Below are 26,807 nucleotides of genomic sequence, written 5' to 3' on the forward strand. Positions count from 1 at the left end.
ATGTGACCTGCACGTTGTTAAACTTGTAGTGTAATCATCAGGGCATCCAAAGCTAAACTGTAACATTTCAAAAGATGCTATAGTCAAATTTTTAAACTGTTCCCTACGCTTACATCATAACTTTTATGAGTTTTATAACTCTGATTTTTAACTAATTAAAAACTATTGGGTTTGTTTATTTGCTATCAATTTTAAGAAAAAAGGATCTTTTTTTCTGTCGGATTCCTAGTGCCTAATCATCCCTGTATTTATCAATCAATCAATTATTAACCTATTATCATGAGTAAAAGAGTACTTCAATTTCTCTTTTTATTCTTGGGGTTGGTCTTTACGTCCAATGCTCAGGAAAGAAAGATCGAAGGTGTAGTGATGGACGCCTCTGCCAACACTTTACCGGGAGCCACAGTAATGATCGAAGGTACCACTATTGGTGCAGTGACATCATTTGATGGAACTTTTCACATTGATGCACCCGCAAATGCTGAAAAAATTATTGTTCGTCTGATCGGGTACAAATCGCTAACTGTTGACATTGGGACACAATCAAAATTTGAGTTTGTATTAGAAGAAGATGTAGAACAACTTGAAGAAGTCGTAGTAACTGCATTGGGTATTGAGAAAGACAAAAAGTCATTAGGTTATTCAGTATCAGAAGTTAAAGGAGACGATTTGAAAGGATCTGATAACAATGTTTTGAATAACTTAAATGGTAAAGTTGCCGGTGTGATGGTCAACACTTCGTCTGGTGCACCAGGTGCTTCATCAAGAATTACGATACGTGGTAACTCTTCTCTTACAGGTAACAACCAGCCATTATTTATAATTGATGGTGTACCTGTAGATAACTCTTACAACTCTGGGAATACATCTAGTGGTGGAACCGACTTTGGATCGCCAATTAATGATATCAACCCAGACGATATTGAGTCAATGTCCGTTTTGAAAGGGCCAAATGCAGCAGCGCTTTATGGATCAAGAGCACAGAATGGTGCAATTGTAATTACCACAAAATCAGGTAAAGGGTCAGAAGGTTTAGGTGTTTCATTATCAAACACAACCACTTTCCAAAAGCCATTATTATTACCGAATTACCAAAACGAATACGGTCAAGGTTTAAATGGACAATTCTCTTTTGAAGACGGTGCAAATGGTGGTACTTACGATGGGGTAGATGAATCTTGGGGTCCTAAATTGGATGCTGGATTAATGATTCCACAATTCTTCTCGAATGGAGAAGCAGTGCCGTGGGTTTCTAATCCTAACAACGTAGAAGATTTCTTTGAAACAGGTCATGTTTCTACGACGAACTTATCGATTCAAAATGCGACAGAATTATCTCATGTGCGTTTCTCGATGATGTATTCTGATCAGAAAGGTATGGTACCAAATACTGGTTTGGAGAACTATTCTGCTTCTTTGAACTTTGGTCATAAAATCCATGAAAACCTACAATTTGATTCAAAAGTGACTTATTCAAGACGTTCATCAGACAACCTTCCATCTCAAGGATATGGCGAGAATAACGTGATGCAACAGTTCGTTTGGTTTGGACGTCAGGTAGATACTAACATGTTGAAGGATTATAAAAATCCTGATGGAACTCCTTACAATTGGAACTACAGTTACCACGATAACCCGTATTGGATTCTGCACGAAAACACCAACTCTCAGCTGAGAGATAGAATAAATGGTTACGCGTCATTGAAATGGAACATTACTGATTACCTGAACTTTAAAGTTAAAGGTGGTACTGATTTATACAATGAAAATCGTTTGTCTAAATCGGCGATGTATTCCATCAACGATCCTGATGGTGGGTTTACGGAATCAAATTACTTTGTGAACGAAACCAACTTCGATTTCTTGTTCTCATTCTCTAAAGATTTTGGTGCGGATTGGAATGTGAATGCCAACTTTGGTGGTAATAACATGTACAAAGTATATTCTTCAAACTCGATGACAGCCTTTGGTTTAGCATCACCAGGTGTGTATACTCCAGCCAATGCAACTGGACAAGTAGAGTCTACCACTTACTTTGAAGAGCAAATTATCAACTCTTTATATGGAACAGCATCAGTAGGTTATAAAGATTTCTTGTTTGCCGATATTTCAGTAAGAAATGACTGGTCATCGACATTACCTAAGGCAAATAATTCGTTTTTATATCCATCGGTTAACCTTTCATATGTATTCTCTGAACATTTAGAATTACCAAATTGGATATCAAATGGTAAGTTGAGAGGTGGATGGGCCGAAGTAGGCAATGGAGCTACTCCATACTCAACATCGAACGTTTATGTATCGGGATTACCGTATAATGGTTATCCAATGTTTAAATACGAGACAACTCAAGCTAACCCTGATTTAAAACCAGAAACTACTCAATCTTGGGAGGTTGGTTTAGATATGGGATTCTTCAATAACCGTTTAGGATTTGAAGCAGCATATTATGAGAAATCGACGTATGATCAAATTGTTCCTGCCGATGTTTCTGCTGCATCAGGTTATAGATATTCGTATATCAATGCCGGTCAAATTGATAACAGAGGTGTAGAATTAATGGTGTTTGCTACTCCTGTTCAAACCAAAGATGTGACTTGGGATGTGTCATTCAACTTTTCAAAAAACAAAAACGAAGTAGTTTCTTTAGCAGAAGGAGTTGATTCATTTGTGCTAGGTTCTTATTGGGGATTAACTACTGAAGCTAGACCAGGAGAGGAGTTAGGTACTTTCTATGGATATGCTTACCAAAGAGACGATCAAGGAAATGTGATGGTTGATGAAAATGGTTATGCCATGAAAACAGATGAAAAAGTGAAGTTAGGTTCGATTAACCCAGATTGGAGAGGTGGTATCCGTAACTCGATAACTTACAAAAACTTCACATTATCAGCTTTAATTGATATTTCTGTAGGTGGTGACATTTTCTCTGTAACGAATATGTTTGGTGAATATGCCGGTGTTCTTGATGTAACTGCAATGAATCGTGAAGCAGGTAGAGTAACGCCTGGTGTTTCTCCTGACGGATCTACAAACGACAAAGTAGTACCTACTCAAGATTACTATCAATCGCTTTATGGTATTCATGAAGAGTACATTTATGATGCTACTTACATCAAGTTAGCTGAATTATCGATAGCCTATAATATTCCATCAACGTTTACGAAGAAGTACGGAATTAAAGGAATGAGTGTAGCATTTGTAGGAAATAACTTATTTATGATCCACAAAAATGCACCAAATATTGATCCTCAAGCAGCCTTTGGTGCTGGTTTAGACGGTCAAGGTTTCGAATTTGGTCAGTTACCATCTCCTCAAAGTTTTGGTTTCAATATCAAAATGAACTTCTAAAGAAAACACTAACGATAGATTTAAATAGTGATGAAAAAATCAATAATATATATCGCAAGTATCATCTTTACTTTAAGCATGAGTTCATGTTTTAAAGATTTCGATGAGATGCAAACCAATCCCAACTATCCAACTGATGTGAACCCAGGGAATCTTTTTGCCAATGCTACATTTTCAAGAATTGGAGGTATTTATGGTTTCCAAGCGGAAGATTTTAACTTAACGGCATCAGGGTTATGGTCGCAGCATTTTGCTAAGATTCAATATATCGATGAGGATTGGTACGAGTACCGTTCAAATGCTATTGATGGATATTGGAAATATGCTATGTCGGGATCAAGTGCTAACGGTTCAGCATCTATGTACGATTTGGAATTGGCTTTACATAAAGTGAGAGAGACAAAGAATGCATTATTGGAAAGTCCTGCCGGTAACGAAAAGCAGATTGCTAATTACGAAGCAATGGAAGGAGCTATTCTAGTAATGAGGACTTATTTCTTCTCGATTATGACCGATGTTTGGGGTGATGTACCATACAGTGAAGCTTTCAAAACAGTGGCATTAGGGTACGAACGTACCATTACTCAACCTAAATATGATGCTCAAAAAGATATCTATACAGATTTCTTTAAGCAGTTAGAATTGGCAAACGATCTATTATCAAATGGTGGGGTGGTTGAACCACAATCTGATATGATTTATGGTGGAGATGCTTCAAAGTGGAGAAAGTTAGCCAACTCATTATCTGCTAGATTATATATCCATATTTCTAAAATTGATCAAGCGATTGCACAGGAAGGATTAACCAGAATCTTTAGTGATCCAGGAACCTATCCAGTATTTTCATCTATCGAAGATGATGCAATGTTGACTTATGCAGGTACTCAACCCTATGAACACCCGTTTTTCGAGAATTATGTACGTGATGGTCGTGATGATTTCTCATCTTCAAAGACTATGATTGATATGTTGAAAGAGAGGAAAGATACACGTATGTATATTTTCGCCACTCCAACACCTAATTCAATCGCATTATTTGATTCTACAAAGAATTACGAAGATATTGAATACACTGGTCAAGAAAACGGTGTGCCTAAGGGTGAAGCTTTTGCCATCGCAGACAGATCAAGAATTGGTGTTTTATACCGTTCAACACCTAATGGTGTATCTCATGTGATGTCGTATTCTGAATTGGAGTTCATCAAAGCTGAAGCAGCGGCTGTATTGGGAGTAGGAGCTGCAGGAACACCTCAAACAGCTTATGAAAATGGTATCAAAGCTTCTTTTGAAAGACAGTACAAATTGGCTGATCAATACGGTATTAAAACGGCTTCTTTCGGTGATATTAAAGGTCAGATTACGTTTGCAGAAGATACTGTGATTGAAGCGGATGGTTACGAGGTAGTCATTTCTATGTCGAACCTTTCAGACCATATTGATAGAACATTGGCTCAAGCATCTGTGGCTTGGGATATGTCTAAAGCAGAACAATTAATTGCTGAGCAAAAGTTTATATCTATCTACACAAATGGTCCTGAGTCATTTGTAGAAGTAAGAAGAACAAATTATCCTCAACTTACTTTTGTAAGAGGAGGTACCCAATATAAAGGACTTGGTTTACCATATCGTTTCCCTTATGCTATTTCTGAACAGACTACTAATGCTGCAAACTGGGCTGCAGCAGCGGAAAGCATCACAAATACGATGTATGGTAAAACAGTATGGTGGAACCACAAAGCATTTGATAACTATAGAATTGTTGAGTAACATCTAGTATCAAATATTAATCGCCAAAGTAAAGCCTGAATCATTAAGTTGGTTCGGGCTTTATTGTAACTCAATTAATAAAAAAGTTGATATTAAAAAAGAGGCTGCTTCATACAAATGAAACAGCCTCTTGATTTATCAAATAATATTATATCAATTAATCTACTATTTTAAACACCATCGCAGAACGGTTAGTGTTATAAATAGAGATACTCTTATCGTCGTCTGTGAAATATTCTCCACCTCTTTCGTTACGACCAAATCCACCGAATTGTTTTTCATCTGTAGATAGGATCATTTCGTATTTCCCTTCTTGACCAACAAAGAATTTGTAATCAGGAAGTGAGTTAGTAGGAGAGAAGTTGAAAACAAATACAAGATCTCCTTTACGGAAACAGATAGTTTTGTTTTCAGTATCCATGTTTAATAAGTCTACAGGAGTATTAGGCTCTAATGTGTGATGTTCACGTACAAGGTGAACCATAGCCCCATCAAAATTATTCATTTTTTGATAACGCAAGAAACCATTTTCTACCAATGACCATTGTCTTCTAGCATATTGATGTGACCAACCGTTACCTTCTCTTGGGAAATCAATCCATTCTGGGTGACCAAATTCGTTACCCATAAAGTTCAAGTAACCTTCACCACCTAATACACAAGTTAGGAAACGGATCATTTTATGAAGAGCAACACCACGATCTACCACCATGCTACCACTTTCATTGTCCATGCCTGTGTACATTTCAGCATCCATTAGCCACATAGCGATCGTTTTATCGCCTACTAATGCTTGGTCATGTGATTCTGAATAAGCAATTGCTTTCTCGTTTGCTCTTTTGTTTAGCATTACCGACCAGAAGTCCCATAGGTTCCATTGCTCATCCGATTGTTCTTCAAGAACTTTGATCCAGAAATCAGGAATACCCATCGATAAACGGTAATCGAAACCAACACCACCTTCTTGGATACCACGGCTAAGTCCTGGCATACCAGAAACGTCTTCAGCAATACTGATAACATCAGGTTTTACTTCATGTGCAATTTCATTAGCCAATTGAAGATATCGAACAGCATCTACATCAACGCCCATATTGAAATAGTCGTCATAGCTACCAAAACCAGCGTGACCATGGTGATGATACATCATTGAAGTAACACCATCAAAACGGAATCCATCAAAATGATACTCGTCCAACCAATACTTCACGTTTGATCCTAGGAATTGAATTACTTCCCATTTGCTGTAATCAAACAATTTAGAATCCCAATCAGGGTGATTACCTCTATCTCCAGAGTGGAAATATTGATAAACTGTACCATCGAATTCGTTAATTCCCTCATTATGGTTTTTAACGGCATGCGAATGTACAATATCCATAATCACAGCAATTCCCATGCTGTGAGCAGTTTTAATCAGATGTTTTAATTCTTCTGGCGTACCAAATTTAGAAGTAGCTGCATAAAAGTTACTTACGTGGTAACCAAAAGAACCATAATAAGGGTGTTCTTGCACGGCCATCAACTGAATACAGTTGTAACCTAAAGCTTTAACTCTTGGAAGAATGTTCTCAGTGAACTCGTTGTAAGTTCCCATTTTCTCTTCTTCTTGAGACATACCTACGTGTGCTTCGTAGATAATTGGAGCCTTGATTGATGAAGTTTTAAAGTCATCTCCTGACCAATCAAAATTAGTCTCTTCAGAGAACCAAAGTTGACCAACAAAGTTTGGAGTTCCTTCTTCTTGTACTACTCTTTCGATGTAGGCAGGGATTCTTTCGTGATCACCAGCTTGAGAAACAACTCTTACTTTAATAAAACTTCCGTGTACAAAAGTGTCTTTGTAGTCTGCTTTTGAAAGAAAAATCTCCCATACACCATTCCATTCATTAGATCCTTCAATTCTTCTTAAAGGATGCGAATCTCTGTTCCAATTATTAAAATCACCCTCTAAATATAAAGCATGAGCAGCAGGCGCCCATTCTCTATACCACCAACCTTCATTGACGGGATCATAGTTTACCCCTAAGAACTTATAAGCACTCGCAAAATTCTGTAATGAACCATACTTGTTTTGCAAGTTAGTTTTTAGATCATTATATGAATTTATACGAGCATTAATTTGTTCCGTTTGTGGCTCTAACCACATGTCATCTTTAACTAATTGAGGTAATTGTTTACTCATATTGTATTACTTAAAACAGGATAGTTATATAGTTTCATTAGGCAAACTAACTAATTCTTTTCTATTTACAATTTAAGTGTATACTGTACACATAGATAATATTTGTTTTTTTTCAAAGAAAATGTCCTAGAAACCGATTTAAATGATTGAATAATTGATAATTATATTTTGTGAAAATGTTCACAAATGTTAGTTAGACCTTTATTATCATTTCATATTTTGAGAGTAGAATTAATTAAATTACATTTGCAACGAATTTTTAACACTATACACTTACACTGTAAAATAGTACAATGAAGACAATTATCGCACCTAGCGTTTTAGCAGCAGATTTTGCTAATCTTCAAAGAGATTGTGAACTAATCAATGAGAGTAAAGCAGATTGGTTCCACATTGATATCATGGACGGTATGTTTGTACCGAACATTTCTTTTGGTTTGCCAGTGTGTGCAGCTATTAAAAAGCATGCAAAGAAACCAATGGATGTTCATTTGATGATTGAGCAACCTGACCGTTATTTAGAGGCTTTCAAGAAAGCTGGTGCGGATATGATTTCTGTTCATGCAGAAGCTTGTCCTCATTTGCATAGGTCTATCCAGAACATCAAGGAGTTGGGTTTAAAAGCAGGTGTTGCTTTAAATCCTCATACATCTTTAGACTGTTTAGAATTCTTGTTACATGATATCGATTACGTTTGTATCATGTCTGTAAATCCAGGTTTTGGCGGACAAAAGTTTATCCCATCAACTTACGATAAAGTAAGAAAGTTGAAAGCAATGATCGATGCAGCAGGAGCTGATGTGTTGATTCAAATTGATGGTGGAGTGGATAGCTCAAATGCTGAGAAACTAGCTGAAGCAGGAGCGACAGTTTTAGTAGCAGGTAGCTATGTATTTGGTGCTGAAGATCCAAAATCGGCAATCGAAAAAATCAAATTTTAATTATTTGATATCAAAATAACATCACCTATTATATAGGAATGGAAAAATCTAGTCTGATAATCATTGGACTAGATTTTTTTATGTTTAATAGGAGTGAGATCATATGTTTTCTATCTTCATTTTTATATTTTTATACTACAAAACCTAAATTATTCCAATAGTAAATTTTGGGATAGACTATTTGATAACCATAAACAATAAACCATACCTATGAAAGTTTTTAAATTCGGAGGAGCTTCCGTAAAAGATGCTGAATCGGTTCAGAATGTAAAAAATATCATCAAGGAGTTTAGTGATCAAAAACAGTTGGTTGTGGTGGTTTCCGCAATGGGCAAGACCACTAATCTAATTGAAAACATAGTGGTGAAGTTTATCAAAGGAGATGATTATCAGCAAGAGTTAGATAAGCTAAAATCTTTTCATTTAGATATTGCTCACGAGTTATTTAAAAATCAGGAAGCAAGCATATTTAATCAAATAGAGAAGATTATCTATGATCTTGAAGTGCATTTAAAACTAAGATATTTCTCAAATGATGAACTGTATGATCAGGTAGTATGCTATGGGGAGTTATTATCGACACACATTATTTCTGCTTATCTAAATCAAGAAGAAGTAGAAACCAAATTTCTTGATGCTAGAATTTATATTCAAACAGATGAATACTGGAGAGAGGCCTCAGTCGACTGGAATTGGACCACTAAAATGATAAAAGCTGATTTGCCTGATTATTTGCAAAATGGTATTGTGGTAACACAGGGTTTTATTGGTGGAACAGTCAATAATAAAACGACCACTTTAGGTAGGGAAGGATCTGATTATACAGCTGCTATTTTTGCCTACTGTTTGGATGCAGAAACAGTTTGTGTCTGGAAAGATGTTCCAGGTATTATGAGTTCCGATCCAAGAAGGATCAAAGAGGTAGAAAAGTTTGATGAATTGCCTTATAAATATGCAGCAGAGTTAACGTATTTTGGAGCATCGGTAATACATCCTAAAACCATTCGACCATTAGCACTTAAAAATATACCTCTATTTGTCAACTCATTTGTTGATCCTGCAGCAAAGGGAACTGCTATCGGTAACTTTACCGATTTTCCTAGTACAGCTTCAGTTATCTTTAAAGGAAAACAATCTTTAATTCGTTTCGAAGAAAAAGATTATCTGAATGTATCAAAAGGTGATTTAGGTGTGATATTTACTGAGTGTGCTCGATTGAATCTGAAAGTCAATATGATCAAAAACTCAGCATTATCCCTTTCTATTTGTGTTAACCACCGTCAAGATAAAATAGATAAACTGATGAACCTTTTTGAAGATCGTTTCAAGATAGAAATGATCAAAGATTTAGAATTAGTCACCATCAAAAATTATAAGGAAGATACTATTAATCAGCTCGATTTGTCTTTAAACGATGTGTATATGCGTCAATATTCTAAAGACACATTACAAATTGTTGTGAATGAAGGGAGCTTATAAGTAGTTGTATTAAACTAAACTTCTTTATATTTAAACCTAAATTTATTTTGTTTGCTCAAAACGAATTTAGATATTCAATATTTGAAAATTATATATAACCAAAGCATTTAGTTGCTAATAAAATAATTATGGATACTACTGCAATTGACAAAGCACTTATTGCTATCGTAGAAAAGCGTCAACAATTAAACGCACTAACTTATGAAGACGAATCATATGATGATATCGAAGATGAGTTACACGATTTAGAAGATGACTTTATCGATGAGCATGGGGAGACTTTAGAGGATATCATTGGTGATGTTCACGAAGAGTACAAAGTAGATACGGAAGTGCTTTCTCCTTTAAGTTATATCGCTCAAGAATACGTTGAAACTGGCGCCAACGATTTGGGAAAACAATTCGACTGTAACCACGCTCAAGGCGTACCGGTAGAAGTTGACGAGTTAGAAAACAAACCAACAAGATTGGTTATCATTCCAAATCCACTAAGAATTATCTTAAATGTGGATGCTAAGAATAGAAAGATCGTTTGGCAAAACGCATAAAAACCAAAAAGAGGTGATTCATTCGGATCACCTCTTTTTGGTTTAAAATTTAAAGTTAAAAATGAAAAATTAAAAACGTGAAATGTTGCTCTAACGCTCCTCATTTATTTGAGATATACGTTTTGAACTTGCGTTAGTTTTACTAACTACGTTTTTCATTTTTAACTTTTCATTTTTCATTTCAACATCCCCATTTTCTCCCCAATCCACTCATTCAACGTCTTGAACAAGAATGGGTGATATCCTTCAATTTCAGTTAACTGAACATCTCCACGTTTACCACCAATGAGGAGTAAGTGGTTTGACTTTTCTAATACTTTAGTAGTAAATAGTGAATGATTATTGAAAGTTTCGATTCTGTCTAAGTTTGATTGTGGATCTAATAGATTGTCTTTTTCACCATAAATAGAGAGTACAGGACAATTGATTTTTTCCCAAGAAGCTTTAGCATCGAATTTATAATACCTTTTCCACCAATCAATATATTCTTGTTGATCTAATGTAGTGATATATTCTATCATTGGTGTTAAGATGATCTTGTTGTAGACTTCCATCAGTTCAGGTGTCTTTTGATCATCTTCTAAGAATTTCATGAATAGTTTTTGATATTTTAGAGTCAGTTCAATGTCCTCATCAGTGAACTGATCTGCAGTTAACCTTTTCTGTAATGCTTGTAGTTCTTGATCTGCAAAAGGAGTTACTGCTCCAGAAAGGTTAACGATGAATTGAATGTCGTCTCTTTCTTGAAGTGCTAGCGGCATCACATAGCCTGCCTGATCAAAACCGACAATGCCAATTCTATTTTCATCAATATGTTTTGCTTTCTTTAATTTCTTGATAACAGCTTCCAAATCACTTGCAAAATCATCGAAATTGGCAGACTTTCGATCTCCTGTCGATAAACCACAACCTCTTTTGTCGTACACATAAGTGGCTACACCATAATATGGAAGTGTTCTGATGTATTCATCAAATAAATTTCCTCTGAATTGAGGTCCTGCACCTGGAACAAAAATCACTAATGGGTGTTTGTTGGTATCAATATTAGGGTAGGTTAAAGTACCTTCAATCTGGACATCATCATTTTTTACAATGATTTCTTTTGTATTCGCCAACTCTTGTAATCTTTTACCTTCTTTTAAGGAAGTGCCCTCTACAAAAGAATCATATTGTAAACGAAGAGCTTCACCGGCATCATTCCTAAATAAAGTGATGGTGAAGTCAGTTGGATAGGAGGTAGCCATTTTTGGTCCTGCCGCAAAAGTCACCTTGTTTTTATCTTTGTAAGTGGGATATAAAATACGTTGTTTACCGTTGTAATAATCGAGTATTCTTAATGGGTGAGTAGTACCATCAATGTAGAATGGTTCGATTTGAATCACCCGACCATCTTCAAAACTAAAGTAACCTAACAAACTGCCCATGTCATCAATATTGATCGCAGCAATTCTAATTAAATTACAATCAATGGTTTTAAAACCAACTTCTAATTTACCCATGATTGTACTATCATTAATGATTTCTCCTTTATAGGTAGCCGCCATAGATGGGGTGTCAATCTGGAAAGTTAAAGAATCGGAAGTTTCTTTATAGTTTTCTACTTTTTCAGTTTCTTCTTGATGATAGAACAACTTTACTTTAATGACAGAATCTATATTTACGAAAACCAAGTCGGGGTATAGTTCAAAATCAATAGTGCCTATCCATTTTCCCTCTAGGTTTTCATTCATCCATTGTGCTTTGGATGTTTGTACAGAAAAAATTATCAGTAGTAGTACAAAAAAGTGTTTCATAATTCGATTTGATTCCGTTAAATCATGTTCAATGTAAAGTACAATTTTTAGGATCAAGAATTATTCCTTAATTTCTAAATGATATAGTATTTATTATTTGTTGGCTTATTCTTTTAGATATGTAATATAAATATAGCTTTTACATTCAAATTCGAAGATTATTTAAATTCTTCAACATATATATCGGAAGAAAAATTGTATCTTAGATATTGAAATAATCCTTTATCAATAATTTGATAAAAATCTTAGAATATAAAAGAAAGTCCTATCAACAGTTAATATAAATTTTGATGAAAAGCCTATACTGCTCAATAATCCTATTTCTTTTTTCTTTCTCGTTGTTTGCTAAAGAAAAACATGCTTTAATTATTGGTATCGATAAATATACTAATTCAAAAAAAGCTCGATATGCAGAATGGCAAGATTTAGATGGTGCAGTGAACGATGCGACATCTATTTACGACTTATTGAAGTTTAAGTATGGGTTTAATACAAAAAACATGTCCTTACTAACTTCCGAAAAGCAAACAACGAAAAAGAATATCATCAAAAATTTTGAAGAACTGATTAAAGTAGTGAATAAAGGTGATGATGTTTTTATTTACTATGCGGGTCATGGAGCACAAATCAAAAACTCAAAATTTTATGAGGCTGACAAAAAGCATGAGGCTTTGGTACCTTCTGATGTTTTAAAAACAGGGGATTATTTATTAGATGTTGAAATCAATACTTACTTCTCAAGAATATTAGGCAAAGGAGGTGAGTTGGTAGTTGTATTTGATAATTGCTTTTCGGGTTCATCATCTAGAGGTAAAATTGATTTAGAACAACTAAGATCAAGATATGTACCTGTAGATGATATTGACTTAAATAGAAGTTACCCTAAAAGTAAAAATCTAGTTGAAAAAGGAGCTTTAATCGTTTCAGCTGCTCAAGATTATCAGTTAGCCAAAGAATATAAAGACGATAGAGGTCAATCTCATGGCGTTTTTACTTATGCTTTGATGAAATCACTGCAGATGGGAAGTGTACATGAGTCTTCAGAGGATATATTCAAAAGAGTAAATTCTATCATTTTATACAACTCTGTTCCTCGTCAAGATCCTGTGGTCGAAGCGACAAAAGAACGTTTAGGAAAGCCTTTATTTGGAGAAGTTTCGGATAGTTATCAAGGGGTTAGAGTAGCTGTAATAGATGCAGAAAATAAATATAAGATACACATCGATGGCGGTAATGCCATTGGGTTGGTTGAAGGTGCAGAGTTAATCAATCAAGATAAAGACATTACTTTAGAAGTTACTGAATTATCGGGTATTAATACTTGTTTTGCTAAACTGGTAAAGGGTGATGATAATTTAAGTGAAGGGGATTTACTTACCGTAAGCAAATGGGCTCCATTTAGTCCCGATCGATTAAAAGTCAAGGTGATGAAAATGGGAGTCACTGATATTGATTTAGAAGCTATCAAATCATTATCTCAGACTTTGAACGAGGCAGGGTTATTGGCATATTCTCCCTTAGATGAGGATGTAAGTCTAAAAGTATATTTAACTAATAAAGGTTGGATGGGTTCTGACATAAAAAATGAAGAATATGACTTTGGGAAGAAGTTGCCGAAATCATCCAAACTAGTTGATATACTCCATAAGAAAGTGGAAGGGAAAAAGATTTTTATTGAAGTGCCACCATCAACTAAGGTAGCCCAAAGCATGTATTCTGATTTAAACGGTCAGCCCAAAGTAGAAATTGTCGCCTCTGATAAAGACTACGATTATCGTTTAATTGGTCGATTTAATGAAAACAATAATTTAGAATATGCTTGGCTAAGGGCTCATGCGCACAACAATAGCAATGAGAATCCTTTCCCAGATGAAACGGATTGGAAAACAGATCAAAAAATATATGTTCTCACTGATTATGCCAAAAGGCTAGGAAACGTAAAAGGTTGGTTGGTGACAAAAGTGCCAAATAATACTGTCAACTTCCCTTACAAATTAGGTTTACAAAGAGAATCAGATCAAAAAATTATAACAGAAGGCGCCTTAACAGAAGGAGAAAAATATGGTTTGGTTTTATATAATGATCCAAACTTATACTTGAATTGGAAATCTCCAGATAGATATATATATGTTTTCTTATTAGAAAGTAATGGAGAAATGACGCTTCTATTTCCTCAAAATCATGGAGCAGTGGAGAACTTCACTGAGCAAATTTGTAAAGACGATAATGGGGATTATTTATCAAAGGTAATGTTAAGCGATCCTGATTTGTTATACATAGAACCACCTTTTTCGACGGACAATATTTTAATGTTATCCACAGAAAAGATTATTACAGATACTTCAATTTTTGAACAAAAGGGTGTGCAAACAAGGGGAGCTGACGACTCCTTTGATGATTTTATGGAAGGGGATAATGAGGATGAACCTGCTAATTGGTATTTAGAAAGACACACTTTCTTTGGAGAGAGTATAAAATAATATTCGTGTTAATTATTATATTAGTAATTCATAATCAAAAACTTAACTATGGATTTACTAATTGGATTTCAACTGCCTTTATTTGTTATAACCATTGCAATACTGTATGCAGTAAAACACTTTACTAAAGATTCGGGTGCTTTAACGGCAAAGTTTAAAACAAGTAAAACCCTAGATGGGTCAATAGAAGAGAATATTTCAAAAATTTCTTATGCACTTAATAATGCAGGTTTTCATAAAGTAGGGAATGACAAAGAAAGTCTTAGAGTATATGCCTACACAGGTTTTAGTTTTTCATCTTTTTCTGAATATATAGAAGTGAAGCTTTTACCTAACGAAAATTCATCTTCCATTATCTATTTTAAATCAATTTGTGCCTTACCTACACAAATGATTGATTGGGGGAAGAATAGGAGGAATTATAAACGGTTTTTAAAGGAGCTAGAGAAGATTTCTTAAAATTAATTATAAAAAAAGCTCAAGATCCAACATCTTGAGCTTTTCTATATATCGAGTATTTGATACCAAATTCTAGAAAAATATATCTAACAATATTGGAGTAGTTAGTGCAGTGAATATACCCATTAAACCAATAGATAAACCACTAATTGCACCTTCAATCATACCAATTTGTATTGCAGCAGCAGTGCCAATACCGTGAGCACAAGATCCCATGGCTAAACCTTTTGCCAATGGCTTTTTAATACCCACTTTTTCTAATACTAATGGCCCAACAGAAGCACCTAGAATTCCCACAATAATTACAAATACGGCAGTCATAGAAGGTATACCACCATTTTGAGCCGATACACCCATGGCGATAGGGGTTGTGACTGATTTAGGAGCCATAGATACGATTAATTCGTAATCTGCTCCAAACAGTTTGGCAATCAAAATAACACTAACCACACCTGCTACACTTCCTAAGAAAGTAGCTGTTAAAATGGCAATGGCATTTTTCCCAATAGTATGTAATTGCTCATACAATAAAACTCCTAATGCGACTACAGATGGTCCCAACATAAAGTGAATCATATGAGTATTTTTTTTGAATGTCGTATACGGTACATCCACAAATATAAGAACCACAATTAAAGTAATGATGGTCAGTAATACAGGATTCAATAATGGCGTTTTTAATTTCTGATATACTTGTTCGAATATCAAAAATAATCCAAGCGTTGCCGCCAAGGCAAAGGTTTCGCTCTCGAATAAATGTTTGATGATTTCTACCATTACTTCTGATCTTTTTTACCTAAAAATTGACCTGTCCACCCTGCAGTTAGTAGTACAGCAAACATACTCCCAACAATAGTTACAGAGATCATCATTACATTATCTTTAAGTAAGTCTAAATATTCCATCATACCTACTCCAGCAGGAATGAAAAATAAAGACATTCTCTTTGTTAATGATGCAGCGGCATCTTTGACCCAATCATAAGGGATAATTTTAAATTGTAAGCATAAAAATAAAATGATCATGCCTATTACATTACCCGGTATGGGGAGATCAGTTAGTTCATTTATTAGCGTTCCAATTGACAACATGGCCAATATCAACATAAATCCTCGAATCATATCGAATTAATTTTCAGTTTCTTTCGCAACACGATTGTTATATATTAGTAAATATACAATGCTTTTATGATTATTTACTTATCTGATTATGAGATATAAGAATTATTAAAAAGGTGATTATTTACACTTTATTTCTCATAACAAACTACGGTATTTATTTTTAATTGTATATTTGATAACTGCATTCAATAGCGGTTATTTATTGATTAGCAGATTTTTATTGATGTACGAAACTACCCAATAACATAAAAATGGAATACGTTGATTTATTATTACTGTATCAAAATAAAGACTATTTGACGATCATCGAGACTTTATCCAAAAAACTAGATGATTTTAATAAAGTATCACAAAAAGAATTTGAGCTTTGGGCAGATTGTTATATTGACATGGGGAAATTAGATAGTGCTCAATCCATTTTAAGTATTGCTGTTATTGAGGAAGAAATATTTGAATTGGAAGAAAAGCTAGTTGAAGTTAACTTTTTAATCAAACAATTAAAGTTGGGCTTTTATGACCTCAAAATAGGAAAATTGGATACAAACTTTGTTAAGGCAATACATATTCAATTGAAAAAACTTCTTGAAAATAATCATTTAGAAGAAGCTTTATTACTGATGGAGGATATTCTAAATCATACAGGGGAGAAACAAATCCCTGAATTATGGTTTGGTAAATTAGCCGATCAACTATTTAAAGTAAATGAAAGATTAATTATCTACAGTAAATATAAAAACATACTACTTGATGCTATTATCTATTATTACATTAATACATCAAAAGTATATACTGAAAACCTATCTTATATTCAGAAAAAGAGAATGAGTACTTTTAAGTAACCATTAATTGATTTTATCCATTTCCAATATAGAGAAGTCAACTCTTCTATTCTTTTTTCGGCCCTCTACACTATTGTTATCAGCAACTGCATCTTCTTCACCTTTACCAAGAGCTTTTAAACGATTAGCGTCTATGCCTTTTTTAATCAAATAATTTCTTACCGAATTGGCCCTTTTTTCTGATAGCCATTTGTTGTATTTATCATCACCTTGGTTATCTGTATATCCACAAATTTCAACCTTTTTAATACTTGGTTCCTCTTTCAGAAGTTTTATAATTCTATTTAATTCATCAAACGATTCTTTGCTTAAATAGCTAGAATTATGATCAAAGAAAATATTGTTTAAGGTAAGGTGAGCCTCTTTTTCGATAGGAATGAGATAAAGTTGTTGCTCAGCATTTACTTCTTTTTCTTCTAAGGTTAAATCAATATGTTCGGATTGGGAAAGATATCCATTAGCTTGAGCTAAGAAGGCATATTTTTTTCCTAATGGCAAAGTGATATAATATTTTCCGTCTTTTGAACTTGAATATACAGTACCTACTTCTTTTTGATTCTCAATATCCGTATAAATTATTCTACTTCTGATGGGCTGATTCGATTTTTTATCAAATACTTTTCCCGAAACAATAGCTACCGGTTCTGGAGGTAACAAAATAGGTAATTTTACACTGTAAATATCTGTTTGATTTTGATGATCAGATCTGACAAAATACCCCATATCACCCGAAATAGGAAGGAATAAGTCTTTTTCATCATAGGAAGTATTGATCGTCGTTCCTAAATTCTCTGGAGCAGACCATTCAGTCCATGAATCATTTAACCTTTTAGAAACAAATAAATCAGTCCCCCCAAATCCCTGATGACCATCCGAAGCAAAATATAAAGTGGTTTCATCCGCTGACAAAAATGGAGTGATTTCTTTACTGACAGTATTAACAGTATTTCCTAAGTTTAAAGGTGTTGACCAATTTCCATTGTCATTTTTAAAGCTCACATAGATATCTGTTCTTTTTTCATCTCTATGATCAGTAAGTGACATCAGCATCACTTTTCGACTATTGGATAGGAAGAAATCAGACTTTTGTTTTAGAAGTTCAACATTAGGAATAATAATCTGTTCTTGATCCATTCCAATACTATCACTTAGCTCGAAAGTAGACAATTGAAACTCAGTGCCAGAAGCATCGATAACTGATAATGCCGTTAGACCATCTGGACTGATAGCTGTGATGTATTTATCTTGAATATTTGAATTTGAATCCAACATCACCTCGGTCACCTTCCATACATTATCATTTTGAACGGCATCAAAGAGATGAGGAGTATTTTCTGATGATCTTGAAAAAAGTAATCTTTCACCACTGATATCCAACACAGGTTTATGTTCATTATCAGAAGAGTTAATAGGGGAAGGCAGTTTTTCCACCTTAACATCTGATACCAATTGCTCACTCACCTGAGGTAGAATACTTATTGCCTTTGTTGAAGAACTTAGACCAATAGCATCAATACCAGTCATTCTAGTAGATGATAATGCATTTAATATCAGTCTTACACCTTCAATGGGGTGTTCAGGAGTCTTAAAAAAGAAATTACTGATGAGGCTACCATACTCTAATTTCCCCGGAAGCTGACTATATACCTCAATTTCTTCATATTGAGTAGTGATGATATATACCTTCTGAACGGCATTATGGTAAAAGGACTCAGCGATAATGAGCTGATGTATATTATTTAAAGGGAATGAAAAACCTACGGTGATTTCACTTAAGCTATCTTCAGAAGACAGCCATGCATGAGGATGTTCCTGTCTATTTCTAGGTACATTTGGTCTACCTAAAACCTGATCAGCATTATTTCTTACAGTAGATATTTCTGAACTATAAGAAATAACAGTATCTGCCCAAAATATAGTTTGAGCATGAATAGGCAAACAAAGTAATGCTAGTAATAGTGAGACGATAATGTTTTTCAAAGCAAAGGGGAATTAGTTATACCTAACAATAATAACTCTTTTCAATTAAAATAGCCAAAAATAAAAATCGAAATTAATAATGATCTTTTCTTCGCTAACTATTGTATTAAGTATTATCCAATGATAACTTCACTCTTCACTTTCTTCTTAATTCTCCCCAATACTTTACCTTATTCTCAAAGAAGCCATTAACTTTGTGTAAAATTTATAAAAGAATTTATGCATCAGCCTAAAAGAATATACTTAGTTCGTCACGGACAAACCGCTTATAATACAAAAAGAATAGTTCAAGGAAGAAAAATCAATGCTGACTTAAATGAGAATGGTCAAAAGCAAGCGTCTCTATTATTTGATGCTTACAAAGACTTTCCATTTGATAAATTGTATGTGACTTCGTTAAAAAGAACACATCAAACGGCACAAGGCTTCATCGATAAGGGATTGCCTTACGAAATTATGCCTGAATTTGATGAAATGGATTATGGTGAGTATGAAGGGAATTCTATTGATGACTGTGTGATTGATGGAATGACTGTACAGGGTATTTCTGATGAATGGGAAAAAGGGAACTTTGATGCATTTCCAAAAGGAGGAGAACATTTAATGGATGTGCTTCGTCGTGAAGCTGAAGGATTAGAGAAAATCATGACCAACGAAAATGAGCGTAACGTGATGATTTGTATGCACTCAAGATCCATCAGAATTTTCCTGTGTTTATTGTTAGATATGGACTTTGATCAAATGAAAAATTATGCTCCTAAGAATACGGGTGTAACAACGATCGAATTCAACGAATATTCAGGAGAGTTTAAATTAATCGAATTTAATAATATAGATCATTTAGGTGATGATCCACAGCTTACTTTCTTACCTAAAAAGAAAGGGGACACTCCAGAGACAGTTGCCGAAGAAAAAGCTTTAGAACAAAGCACAGAAGGTTTCAGAAAGTTTAAACTTAACAAACAATTATATCAAGTTTGTGAGGAAATGGGGTATGATCAACCAACACCTATTCAAGACAAGGCAATTCCATTAGTACTTGCAGGTCATGATTTATTTGGTATCGCTCAAACAGGTACAGGTAAAACGGCTGCTTATTTATTACCTCTTTTGTTTAAAGCTAAATATGCTCAGGGTAACGATCCAAGAGTGCTTATTTTAGTTCCAACAAGAGAGTTAGCCATTCAAGTAGGAAAAGAAGTTGAAAAGTTAGGTAAATATACCGGACTTCGTCATGCCGTAGTGTATGGTGGTATTGGACCAAAAACTCAGATCGAAGAAATTGAAAAAGGAATTGATATTCTAGTCGGAACTCCTGGTAGAGTAATGGATATTTACTCTAGAGGTAAGCTGAAGACGAAGTCAATCAAATATATGGTATTGGACGAAGCGGATAGAATCATGGACATGGGATTCATGCCTCAAATTCGTCAGATGCTAGAGATAATTCCTAGGAAACGTCAGAACTTATTATTCTCGGCAACAATGCCTGATATTGTTGTTCGATTAAGTGAAGAATTTTTGGAATATCCTCAAAGAGTGGAGATTACCCCTCAAGCTACTACTGCTGAAATGGTAGATCAATATTTATATTATCTACCCAACTTCAAGACAAAGCTTAACTTTTTAGAGTACTTATTAAATGAAGAAGACAGTGAGCTTAGTAGAGTCATTGTGTTTGTGAAAAAGAAAGACCACGCAAATGGTATTTTCAGGTATCTAGAAAGAAAGATAGAAGGAGAAGTAAAAGTAATTCATGCCAATAAAGGTCAAAATGCTAGAATTAATAGCATTCAAGCCTTCAAGGAAGGTGGAGTAAGAGTGTTAGTAGCCACTGATGTCGCTGCTCGTGGTATTGATGTGAGTATGGTGTCTCATGTAGTCAACTTTGATGTTCCTGTAATGTATGACGATTATGTGCACCGTGTAGGTAGAACAGGTCGTGCTAACAATACAGGGGTAGCGATCACTTTCTGTAACGATGCTGAGAAATACCATTTGAAAAAGGTACAGAAATTAATCAATAAAGAGATTGATGTACTGGACTTGCCACTTGATTTAGAATTCGAAGAAACACCAAAAGACGAACGTCAAGATATGGCAAGAGAGATCGATCGTCAGAAAAAGATCGAAGATCCGAATTATCAAGGTGCCTTCCATGAGAAAAAGAAGAACAAAGATAAAGTTGATAAAAATCGACGTCTCAAGAATAAATCCTCTATGGAAAAACAACGTGCAAGTGGAAAAATTTCTGCTTACATGGGATCTGGGAAAAAGAAAAAATAGTGCTTAACAGCTTTAATATAAGCCCATTACTTATTTATTTATAAGTGATGGGCTTATTATTATGATAATATATTTTATATTTTTTTAAGAAATCATCAGAGAAATAATTATACCCATAGATTTCTTTATACATTTGTAAAAATTCATCCTTTATTTACTTAATTAACACTCGCTTTATCAAAAACATTAGCATTTTCTTCCATAAAGTTTTCAGAAAAAATATCAATCATCTAACAAATTATGTTACTTTTGCGATTATGTCGCAAAAACAGGTATTTTTAAGTGTATTATTTTTTATCTCATTTATTACACTTTCAGAAGCTCAAGAAACAAACTTTAGGGGTTCTGTCTTAGACGAATCAACAGAACAACCTTTAGAAGGTGTTGAGGTATTTTATAAAAATAAAATGGTGGTGACTGATAAACGAGGTCGCTTTGCATTTTATTCTGATTCTTCACAGCTTCAAGTAAAATTTCATTTCTTAGGTTTTAAAGATAACTTGATAACACTCAAAGCTAATAGATCTAAAAGAGTGTTTATGGAGGAATCATTTCAAGAATTAGAAGAGGTTGAAATCCATGAACATGGGCACGAAGAACTCTCACTATCAAGTATGAATGTTACTTCACTGAATCAATACACTCTTGATGCTGAGAAAGGAACTACAATTTCAGAAACATTATCGAAAACACCTGGTGTATCATTTATTTCAACAGGAGTTGGAATTTCTAAACCTACCGTTCGTGGTATGGCAGGTTCCAGGGTAATTGTAAGTGTTGATGGTATTAAGTTAGAGGATCAACAATGGGGAATGGATCATGGTTTATCGGTTGGCCAACCAAATGTTGACGAAGTAGAGATAGCTAAAGGAGCAGCAACGATTAAATATGGTTCTGATGGACTTGGAGGCGTTATTAAGATGAAGTCACCGCAACCATTAGGGCATGATGGTGTTGAAGGAAAATTTGGACTAAATTATAAGAATAATAATCAATATTTTAGTGGTGATGCCAAGATAAACGGGCAAAAGGGTAAAGTGTTTTATCAATTATCTGGTGGGTACGAAGATTTTGGTAATTATCGAGTACCTGCTGATCAGTTTACGTATTTAGGCAATATCTACCAGTTAAAAGATGGTTTATTAGTGAATACTGGAGGGGATATTTCTTCTTTTAAAGCGGCAATAGGTTACGAAGGGAGTCATTGGGTGCATAGTTTATCAGTAAGTAATTTCACAGAAAATGTTGGTCTTTTTCCTGGTGCGACAGGTATTCCGACCAATAATTGGTTAGCAAGTTTTGAGGACAACCGTAAGCCTGAAGTACCAAAGCAAGAAATACAACATAATATGATTACCTACAATTCTCATGTAGACGTTTGGGGTGGCAACATATGGTTTGATATTGCACACCAGAATAATGAAAGAAAAGAGTTGTCAGATCCTAGAAGACATGGTAGACCATTAAATGAACAGGGATTTTTAGCCAACTATTTGATGCTTAAAACAACTTCTGCAAATGTACATTTTGATAAAGAAGGAAAGGTAATGCATTGGGAAGTAGGAGCGAACTATGAATTTCAGAGGAATATAAGGGATGGTTTTGATTTTTTAATTCCAAATTATGACCAAAGTACTTTTGGAGGATATGCAATGTTTGGATTACCATTGAATGAAAGGGTAAAGATATTAGGTGGTTTACGTTTTGATTATATCACTTTCAACTCAAAAGAATATAAAGATCCTTATTTTGAAGAACCACCAAATTCTGGAAATCCATGGCAAAGAGTGGATGATATCAATAATCAATATGAAAACTTATCGGCTTCGTTTGGGGTTCAGTTTGACTTGTTTAACTTGATAGGTGCAACTACAAACATAGCTAGAACTTTTAGGGCACCACGTGCCAATGAATTAGCATCAAACGGTGTGCATCATGGTACATTTAGACATGAACAAGGTAACCCTGACTTAAATCCTGAACAAGGTTACCAATGGGATTTGAATTTGTCATATGCAAAGAAAAAATTTGATGTACAATTCAATCCTTATTTCAATTACTATACAAACTATATTTATTTATCGGCTTTTCCAGAACCATCTCCATTACCAGATGCGGGACAGATTTATAAATATACTGAGGCACAAGGTTATTTTGTTGGATATGAGTTTGCACTCAATTGGGAAATGACTAGAAATATGAAGTTACATAACTCTGTAGAATATGTCTATTCTCAAAATACAGAAAGGAATAGATCATTTTCTTTTGTTCCACCTTTGTCGTCAAATACAGAACTTACTTATACTCATACAGTGTTGAGTAACTTCTTCTCAAAACCATTTGCAAGTGCTAATTTACAATTAACAGGAGACCAAAATAGAGTGGATATTAACGAACCAACGACTCCAGGTTATGCTGTTGTTGGTTTAAAATTCGGTACAGCATTTAATATGAAAAGAGTGTATGGTAATTTGATATTCAGAGTAGATAACCTTTTTGATACCTATTATATGCGTCACTTATCAAGATATAGAATATTAAACTTACCTGAACCAGGTAGAAACTTCTCTATTAACCTAACTGCATGGTTCTAATTAAATAGAGCTTTTTGAGGAAGCTGATGTGTCAAAAGAAATTGTTCTGCATGATTCATCAGCTTTTCTTTTTTATCAGGATCCATTTTATCATAATTCTTAATTAACATACTCAATCGAGGATTTTTCATGAGGAAGTCACGATGTTTATCCATAAATCGCCAAAACAAACCATCCCAAACCAATTGCCATTCGCCTTTCTTGTAATTACTCATCTTTATGATATAATTACTGCTCGAGATATAGGGTTTACTCGCCATCAATCCTCCATCCGCAAACTGACTCATACCATAAATGTTAGTGACCATTACCCAGTCATAGGCATCGATAAATAATTCCATAAACCATTGATACACTTCATCAGGGTCGATCTCGCATAGTAACATAAAGTTTCCTAGAATCATTAATCTTTCAATATGATGACAATAAGCGGTTTCTTTTATCTTTTTTATGGTCTGATCAATAGGTGGGAGACCTGTAGTTCCATGATATAAACTGTCGGGCATCTTTTTATCGAATTTCCAAAAATTGGTAGAACGTTCTTTTCTGCCATTGGCCTCATATATCCCTCTAATAAATTCTCTCCATCCTATTATTTGTCGAATAAATCCTTCATAAGAATTCAATGGAATATCATCTACTTCGAATTTATATTTAGCCTTTGCTAGTATTTCATGAGGTGTAAGTAGCCCAATGTTTAGCATAGGTGTTAAAACACTATGATTTAAAAAGGATTCAGAAGCGACAATCGCATCTTCATATATACCAAATTCCGAGAATCGGACATTTAGAAAATCATCTAACCAAACGTCACTATCATTAAATGTAATGGGGTAGATAGGTTGCTTTTCTATTTCTCCAAAATTGTCTTTAAACTGTTTTTCTACATAATTATAGGCCTCTTCCCAATAAGTATTCTTAGGTACAGGTTTAATACTTGGTGGTGCCTTTTTAGCAGGATATTTTTTTCTGTTTTCAGTGTCAAATGACCACTGTCCACCCACCGGATTATTGTTTTCATCAACCAAAATACCTAGCTGAGTACGTTGTTGTTTGTAAAATTGAGAATGATAGTATTTTTTTTTATTTGCTTTAAAGTACGTTTCATTATCAAGTTTTGAATTGATATGAAGGAGTGAATTCATCCATTCCAGTTGTAATGTATTAGTATCACAACCTTTTATTATCTTTTGAGATAACCAATCATCAGCCACATCCAAACATACCACTTGATGGTAACCCTCGGATTGAAGAATTTTAAATACATCATATTTAATTAAAAAGGTATAATCAAGATAGGTTACTTTGTAGTTTTTACTCTTTAAATAGTCTTCATAAAATTTCATTGTTGCTCTGTGATAGGCAATTTTTTGTTTATGAAAGTTATACTGACCAAAGAATAAAGGTTCTTCAATAATAAAAAAGCACTCCACTTCTTTTTCAAAAAGTGGAGAATGCTTGAACAGTTGGTGAGGGTAGATTAAAGCTGCTGATTTACTCATCTAAATTGCTTTTGAGGTGTTCTTACGGATAGTGTGTAAAACTAAAATACGGTTTTTATCATTTATGACTGCATCCGTTTTACGATGAGAATAGATTTTCAATCGAGCAGCTTTTCCTCTCTCCTCTAAATTGATAATTGGGTTGGGGTACATTGGTTCCTCTATGTTGTTAAAGGCAAAATCCAATTTGGTCATTTTCCATGGTTCATGAATATACCTTTCTGGTATATCTTTTAATTCAGGAACCCATTTTTTAATGAAAACTCCCTTAGGATCGTGATCGTACGACTGTTTAACAGGATTATATATTCTTACTGTATTTACTCCGGTGGTGCCCGCTTGCATCTGAAATTGTGTGAAATGTATGCCAGGTTCATAATCAAGGAATAAATTAGCTAAGTGGAATACTCCTCTACGCCAATCTTGGTCGAGATGGTGACATAAGAAACTCACAAGCATGGCTCTCATTCTAAAATTTATCCATCCAGTTTGAATCAAACAACGCATTGTCGCATCTATAAGAGGAAAACCTGTATTACCTATTTTCCATGCATTTAATAGTTTATTATTGTTTTCATGTGTGAGTGTTTCAAATCCTCTATTAACACAGATGTATTCATATTCACATTCCGTTTCAAACTTTTGAATAAAATGACAATGCCATTTCAATCGAGTTAATATCCCATGAAATGCTCTACCATATATTTTCTTATTCGGATGCTTGTATAAATACTGATAGGATTGACGAATAGATAAATTTCCCCAAGCTAAATAGGGTGAAATCCTACCACAACTCTTTCTGCTCTCTGTAGGTTTAGATATGTGTTTATGATAGTTTTTTCCTCTATCAGCTGCAAAAGAGGCTAAATATTTCCAGGCATTAGTTTCACCTGCTGGTTGAAAATTTTTATTATACTTTTTAAGTGAATTGATAACTGAAGCAGGAGGGGTAAAAGGGTGTTCAAATTGAAATGATTTACTTGGGTCAAATTCATTTTTAATTACTGCTGAAGTCATCGTTTTTTTCCAAGACTCATCCCATCCTAATCTATTATTAATACCTCTTATTACCCCATCTTTTTGATATTCATTCCATTTTATCGAGTATTGATTAAATACGTTTTTGAGCTTTATATCTCTTGTGAACGTAATTTCAATTCCACTTTCTTGATAGGAAAAGATCTCTTTAATTTCAAAACGGTCATTTAAATAAGAGAATACATCCAATGCCTCACCGTATAGTAGTTCTACTTTATGATTAAAAGCCTTAAGATAGTTATTCATACTTACCACAGAATGATAAATAAATTGTAAATGCCTTTGTGATGTATCTTTAAATGAAGTAACTGATGGTTCTAGAATGTAAATTATTAAATAAGGAAGCGTGCTTTCTTCAGCCTTTTTTAAGGGTAAATGATCTTGAGTTCTTAAATCTCTTTTTAACCATACGATATTTAGTTTCGTTTTTTTCATAATAAGCCA

Annotated in this window: 17 protein-coding genes; 10 read left to right on the forward strand and 7 right to left on the reverse strand. The window is 34.2% G+C overall.

The annotated features are described in order from the left end of the window. Positions 1-279: 279 nt before the first annotated feature. On the forward strand, positions 280-3,351 hold the full coding sequence (locus tag KMW28_RS09690; protein WP_169665330.1) for a SusC/RagA family TonB-linked outer membrane protein: 3,072 nt from the start codon (positions 280-282) through the stop codon (positions 3,349-3,351). A gap of 30 nt (positions 3,352-3,381) precedes the next feature. Further along, complete coding sequence (locus KMW28_RS09695; protein WP_169665329.1) at positions 3,382-5,118, forward strand: SusD/RagB family nutrient-binding outer membrane lipoprotein; 1,737 nt, start codon at positions 3,382-3,384, stop codon at positions 5,116-5,118. Between the two features lie 157 nt (positions 5,119-5,275). On the opposite strand, the gene KMW28_RS09700 is transcribed toward KMW28_RS09695, so the two are convergent. Then, positions 5,276-7,303 carry an alpha-amylase family glycosyl hydrolase gene (locus KMW28_RS09700; protein WP_169665328.1) on the reverse strand — a complete coding sequence of 676 codons (2,028 nt, stop codon included), beginning with the start codon at positions 7,301-7,303 and terminating at the stop codon, positions 5,276-5,278. A gap of 293 nt (positions 7,304-7,596) precedes the next feature. Here KMW28_RS09700 and rpe point away from each other — a divergent pair, with 293 nt between their 5' ends. The 3 genes from rpe (at position 7,597) to KMW28_RS09715 (ending at position 10,271) form a co-directional block, all read left to right on the forward strand. After that, the gene (gene rpe, locus KMW28_RS09705) at positions 7,597-8,244 is read left to right on the forward strand and encodes a ribulose-phosphate 3-epimerase (protein ID WP_066207848.1); all 648 of its coding nucleotides are present in this window, start codon (positions 7,597-7,599) and stop codon (positions 8,242-8,244) included. Between the two features lie 210 nt (positions 8,245-8,454). Next, complete coding sequence (locus KMW28_RS09710; protein ID WP_169665327.1) at positions 8,455-9,723, forward strand: aspartate kinase; 1,269 nt, start codon at positions 8,455-8,457, stop codon at positions 9,721-9,723. Positions 9,724-9,851: 128 nt separating this feature from the next. Continuing rightward, the gene (locus tag KMW28_RS09715) at positions 9,852-10,271 is read left to right on the forward strand and encodes a hypothetical protein (protein ID WP_169665326.1); all 420 of its coding nucleotides are present in this window, start codon (positions 9,852-9,854) and stop codon (positions 10,269-10,271) included. A 176-nt stretch (positions 10,272-10,447) separates the two neighbouring features. On the opposite strand, the gene KMW28_RS09720 is transcribed toward KMW28_RS09715, so the two are convergent. Next, positions 10,448-12,064 carry an alpha/beta hydrolase family protein gene (locus KMW28_RS09720; protein WP_169665325.1) on the reverse strand — a complete coding sequence of 539 codons (1,617 nt, stop codon included), beginning with the start codon at positions 12,062-12,064 and terminating at the stop codon, positions 10,448-10,450. 290 nt (positions 12,065-12,354) lie between these two features. Between KMW28_RS09720 and KMW28_RS09725 the strand changes: the two genes are divergently transcribed. Both KMW28_RS09725 and KMW28_RS09730 read left to right on the forward strand, forming a co-directional pair. Continuing rightward, complete coding sequence (locus KMW28_RS09725) at positions 12,355-14,544, forward strand: caspase family protein (protein ID WP_169665324.1); 2,190 nt, start codon at positions 12,355-12,357, stop codon at positions 14,542-14,544. Positions 14,545-14,592: 48 nt separating this feature from the next. After that, positions 14,593-15,003, forward strand: a complete 411-nt coding sequence (locus KMW28_RS09730) for a hypothetical protein (protein ID WP_169665323.1) — start codon at positions 14,593-14,595, stop codon at positions 15,001-15,003. Positions 15,004-15,075: 72 nt separating this feature from the next. On the opposite strand, the gene KMW28_RS09735 is transcribed toward KMW28_RS09730, so the two are convergent. Both KMW28_RS09735 and KMW28_RS09740 read right to left on the reverse strand, forming a co-directional pair. Next, positions 15,076-15,780, reverse strand: coding sequence for an LrgB family protein (locus KMW28_RS09735; RefSeq protein ID WP_205958213.1), 705 nt, complete (start codon positions 15,778-15,780; stop codon positions 15,076-15,078). Continuing rightward, positions 15,780-16,124: a CidA/LrgA family protein gene (locus KMW28_RS09740; protein WP_066207836.1), complete on the reverse strand. Its 345-nt coding sequence runs from the start codon at positions 16,122-16,124 to the stop codon at positions 15,780-15,782. Before KMW28_RS09740 ends, KMW28_RS09735 begins: the two co-directional genes overlap by 1 nt. Positions 16,125-16,375: 251 nt before the next feature. Here KMW28_RS09740 and KMW28_RS09745 point away from each other — a divergent pair, with 251 nt between their 5' ends. Then, complete coding sequence (locus tag KMW28_RS09745; RefSeq protein WP_169665322.1) at positions 16,376-16,963, forward strand: hypothetical protein; 588 nt, start codon at positions 16,376-16,378, stop codon at positions 16,961-16,963. Between the two features lie 3 nt (positions 16,964-16,966). Here the strand turns inward: KMW28_RS09745 and KMW28_RS09750 are convergent, their stop codons facing one another. Continuing rightward, positions 16,967-18,943, reverse strand: coding sequence for an OmpA family protein (locus KMW28_RS09750; protein ID WP_169665321.1), 1,977 nt, complete (start codon positions 18,941-18,943; stop codon positions 16,967-16,969). Between the two features lie 219 nt (positions 18,944-19,162). Here KMW28_RS09750 and KMW28_RS28660 point away from each other — a divergent pair, with 219 nt between their 5' ends. Together KMW28_RS28660 and KMW28_RS09760 are read left to right on the forward strand one after the other, a co-directional pair. Further along, positions 19,163-21,229 (forward strand): DEAD/DEAH box helicase, encoded by a 2,067-nt coding sequence (locus KMW28_RS28660; RefSeq protein ID WP_317171280.1) that lies wholly within the window; start codon positions 19,163-19,165, stop codon positions 21,227-21,229. Between the two features lie 257 nt (positions 21,230-21,486). Continuing rightward, positions 21,487-23,823 (forward strand): TonB-dependent receptor, encoded by a 2,337-nt coding sequence (locus KMW28_RS09760; protein WP_169665320.1) that lies wholly within the window; start codon positions 21,487-21,489, stop codon positions 23,821-23,823. Here KMW28_RS09760 and KMW28_RS09765 read toward each other — a convergent pair. Beyond that, the gene (locus tag KMW28_RS09765) at positions 23,820-25,325 is read right to left on the reverse strand and encodes a cryptochrome/photolyase family protein (RefSeq protein WP_169665319.1); all 1,506 of its coding nucleotides are present in this window, start codon (positions 25,323-25,325) and stop codon (positions 23,820-23,822) included. The genes KMW28_RS09760 and KMW28_RS09765 overlap by 4 nt on opposite strands. Continuing rightward, entirely contained in the window at positions 25,326-26,798 is a 1,473-nt protein-coding gene (locus KMW28_RS09770; RefSeq protein ID WP_169665318.1) for a cryptochrome/deoxyribodipyrimidine photo-lyase family protein, read from the reverse strand. Positions 26,799-26,807 lie beyond the last annotated feature (9 nt).

It is taken from the genome of Flammeovirga yaeyamensis (genome assembly GCF_018736045.1).
GTDB lineage: Bacteria > Bacteroidota > Bacteroidia > Cytophagales > Flammeovirgaceae > Flammeovirga > Flammeovirga yaeyamensis.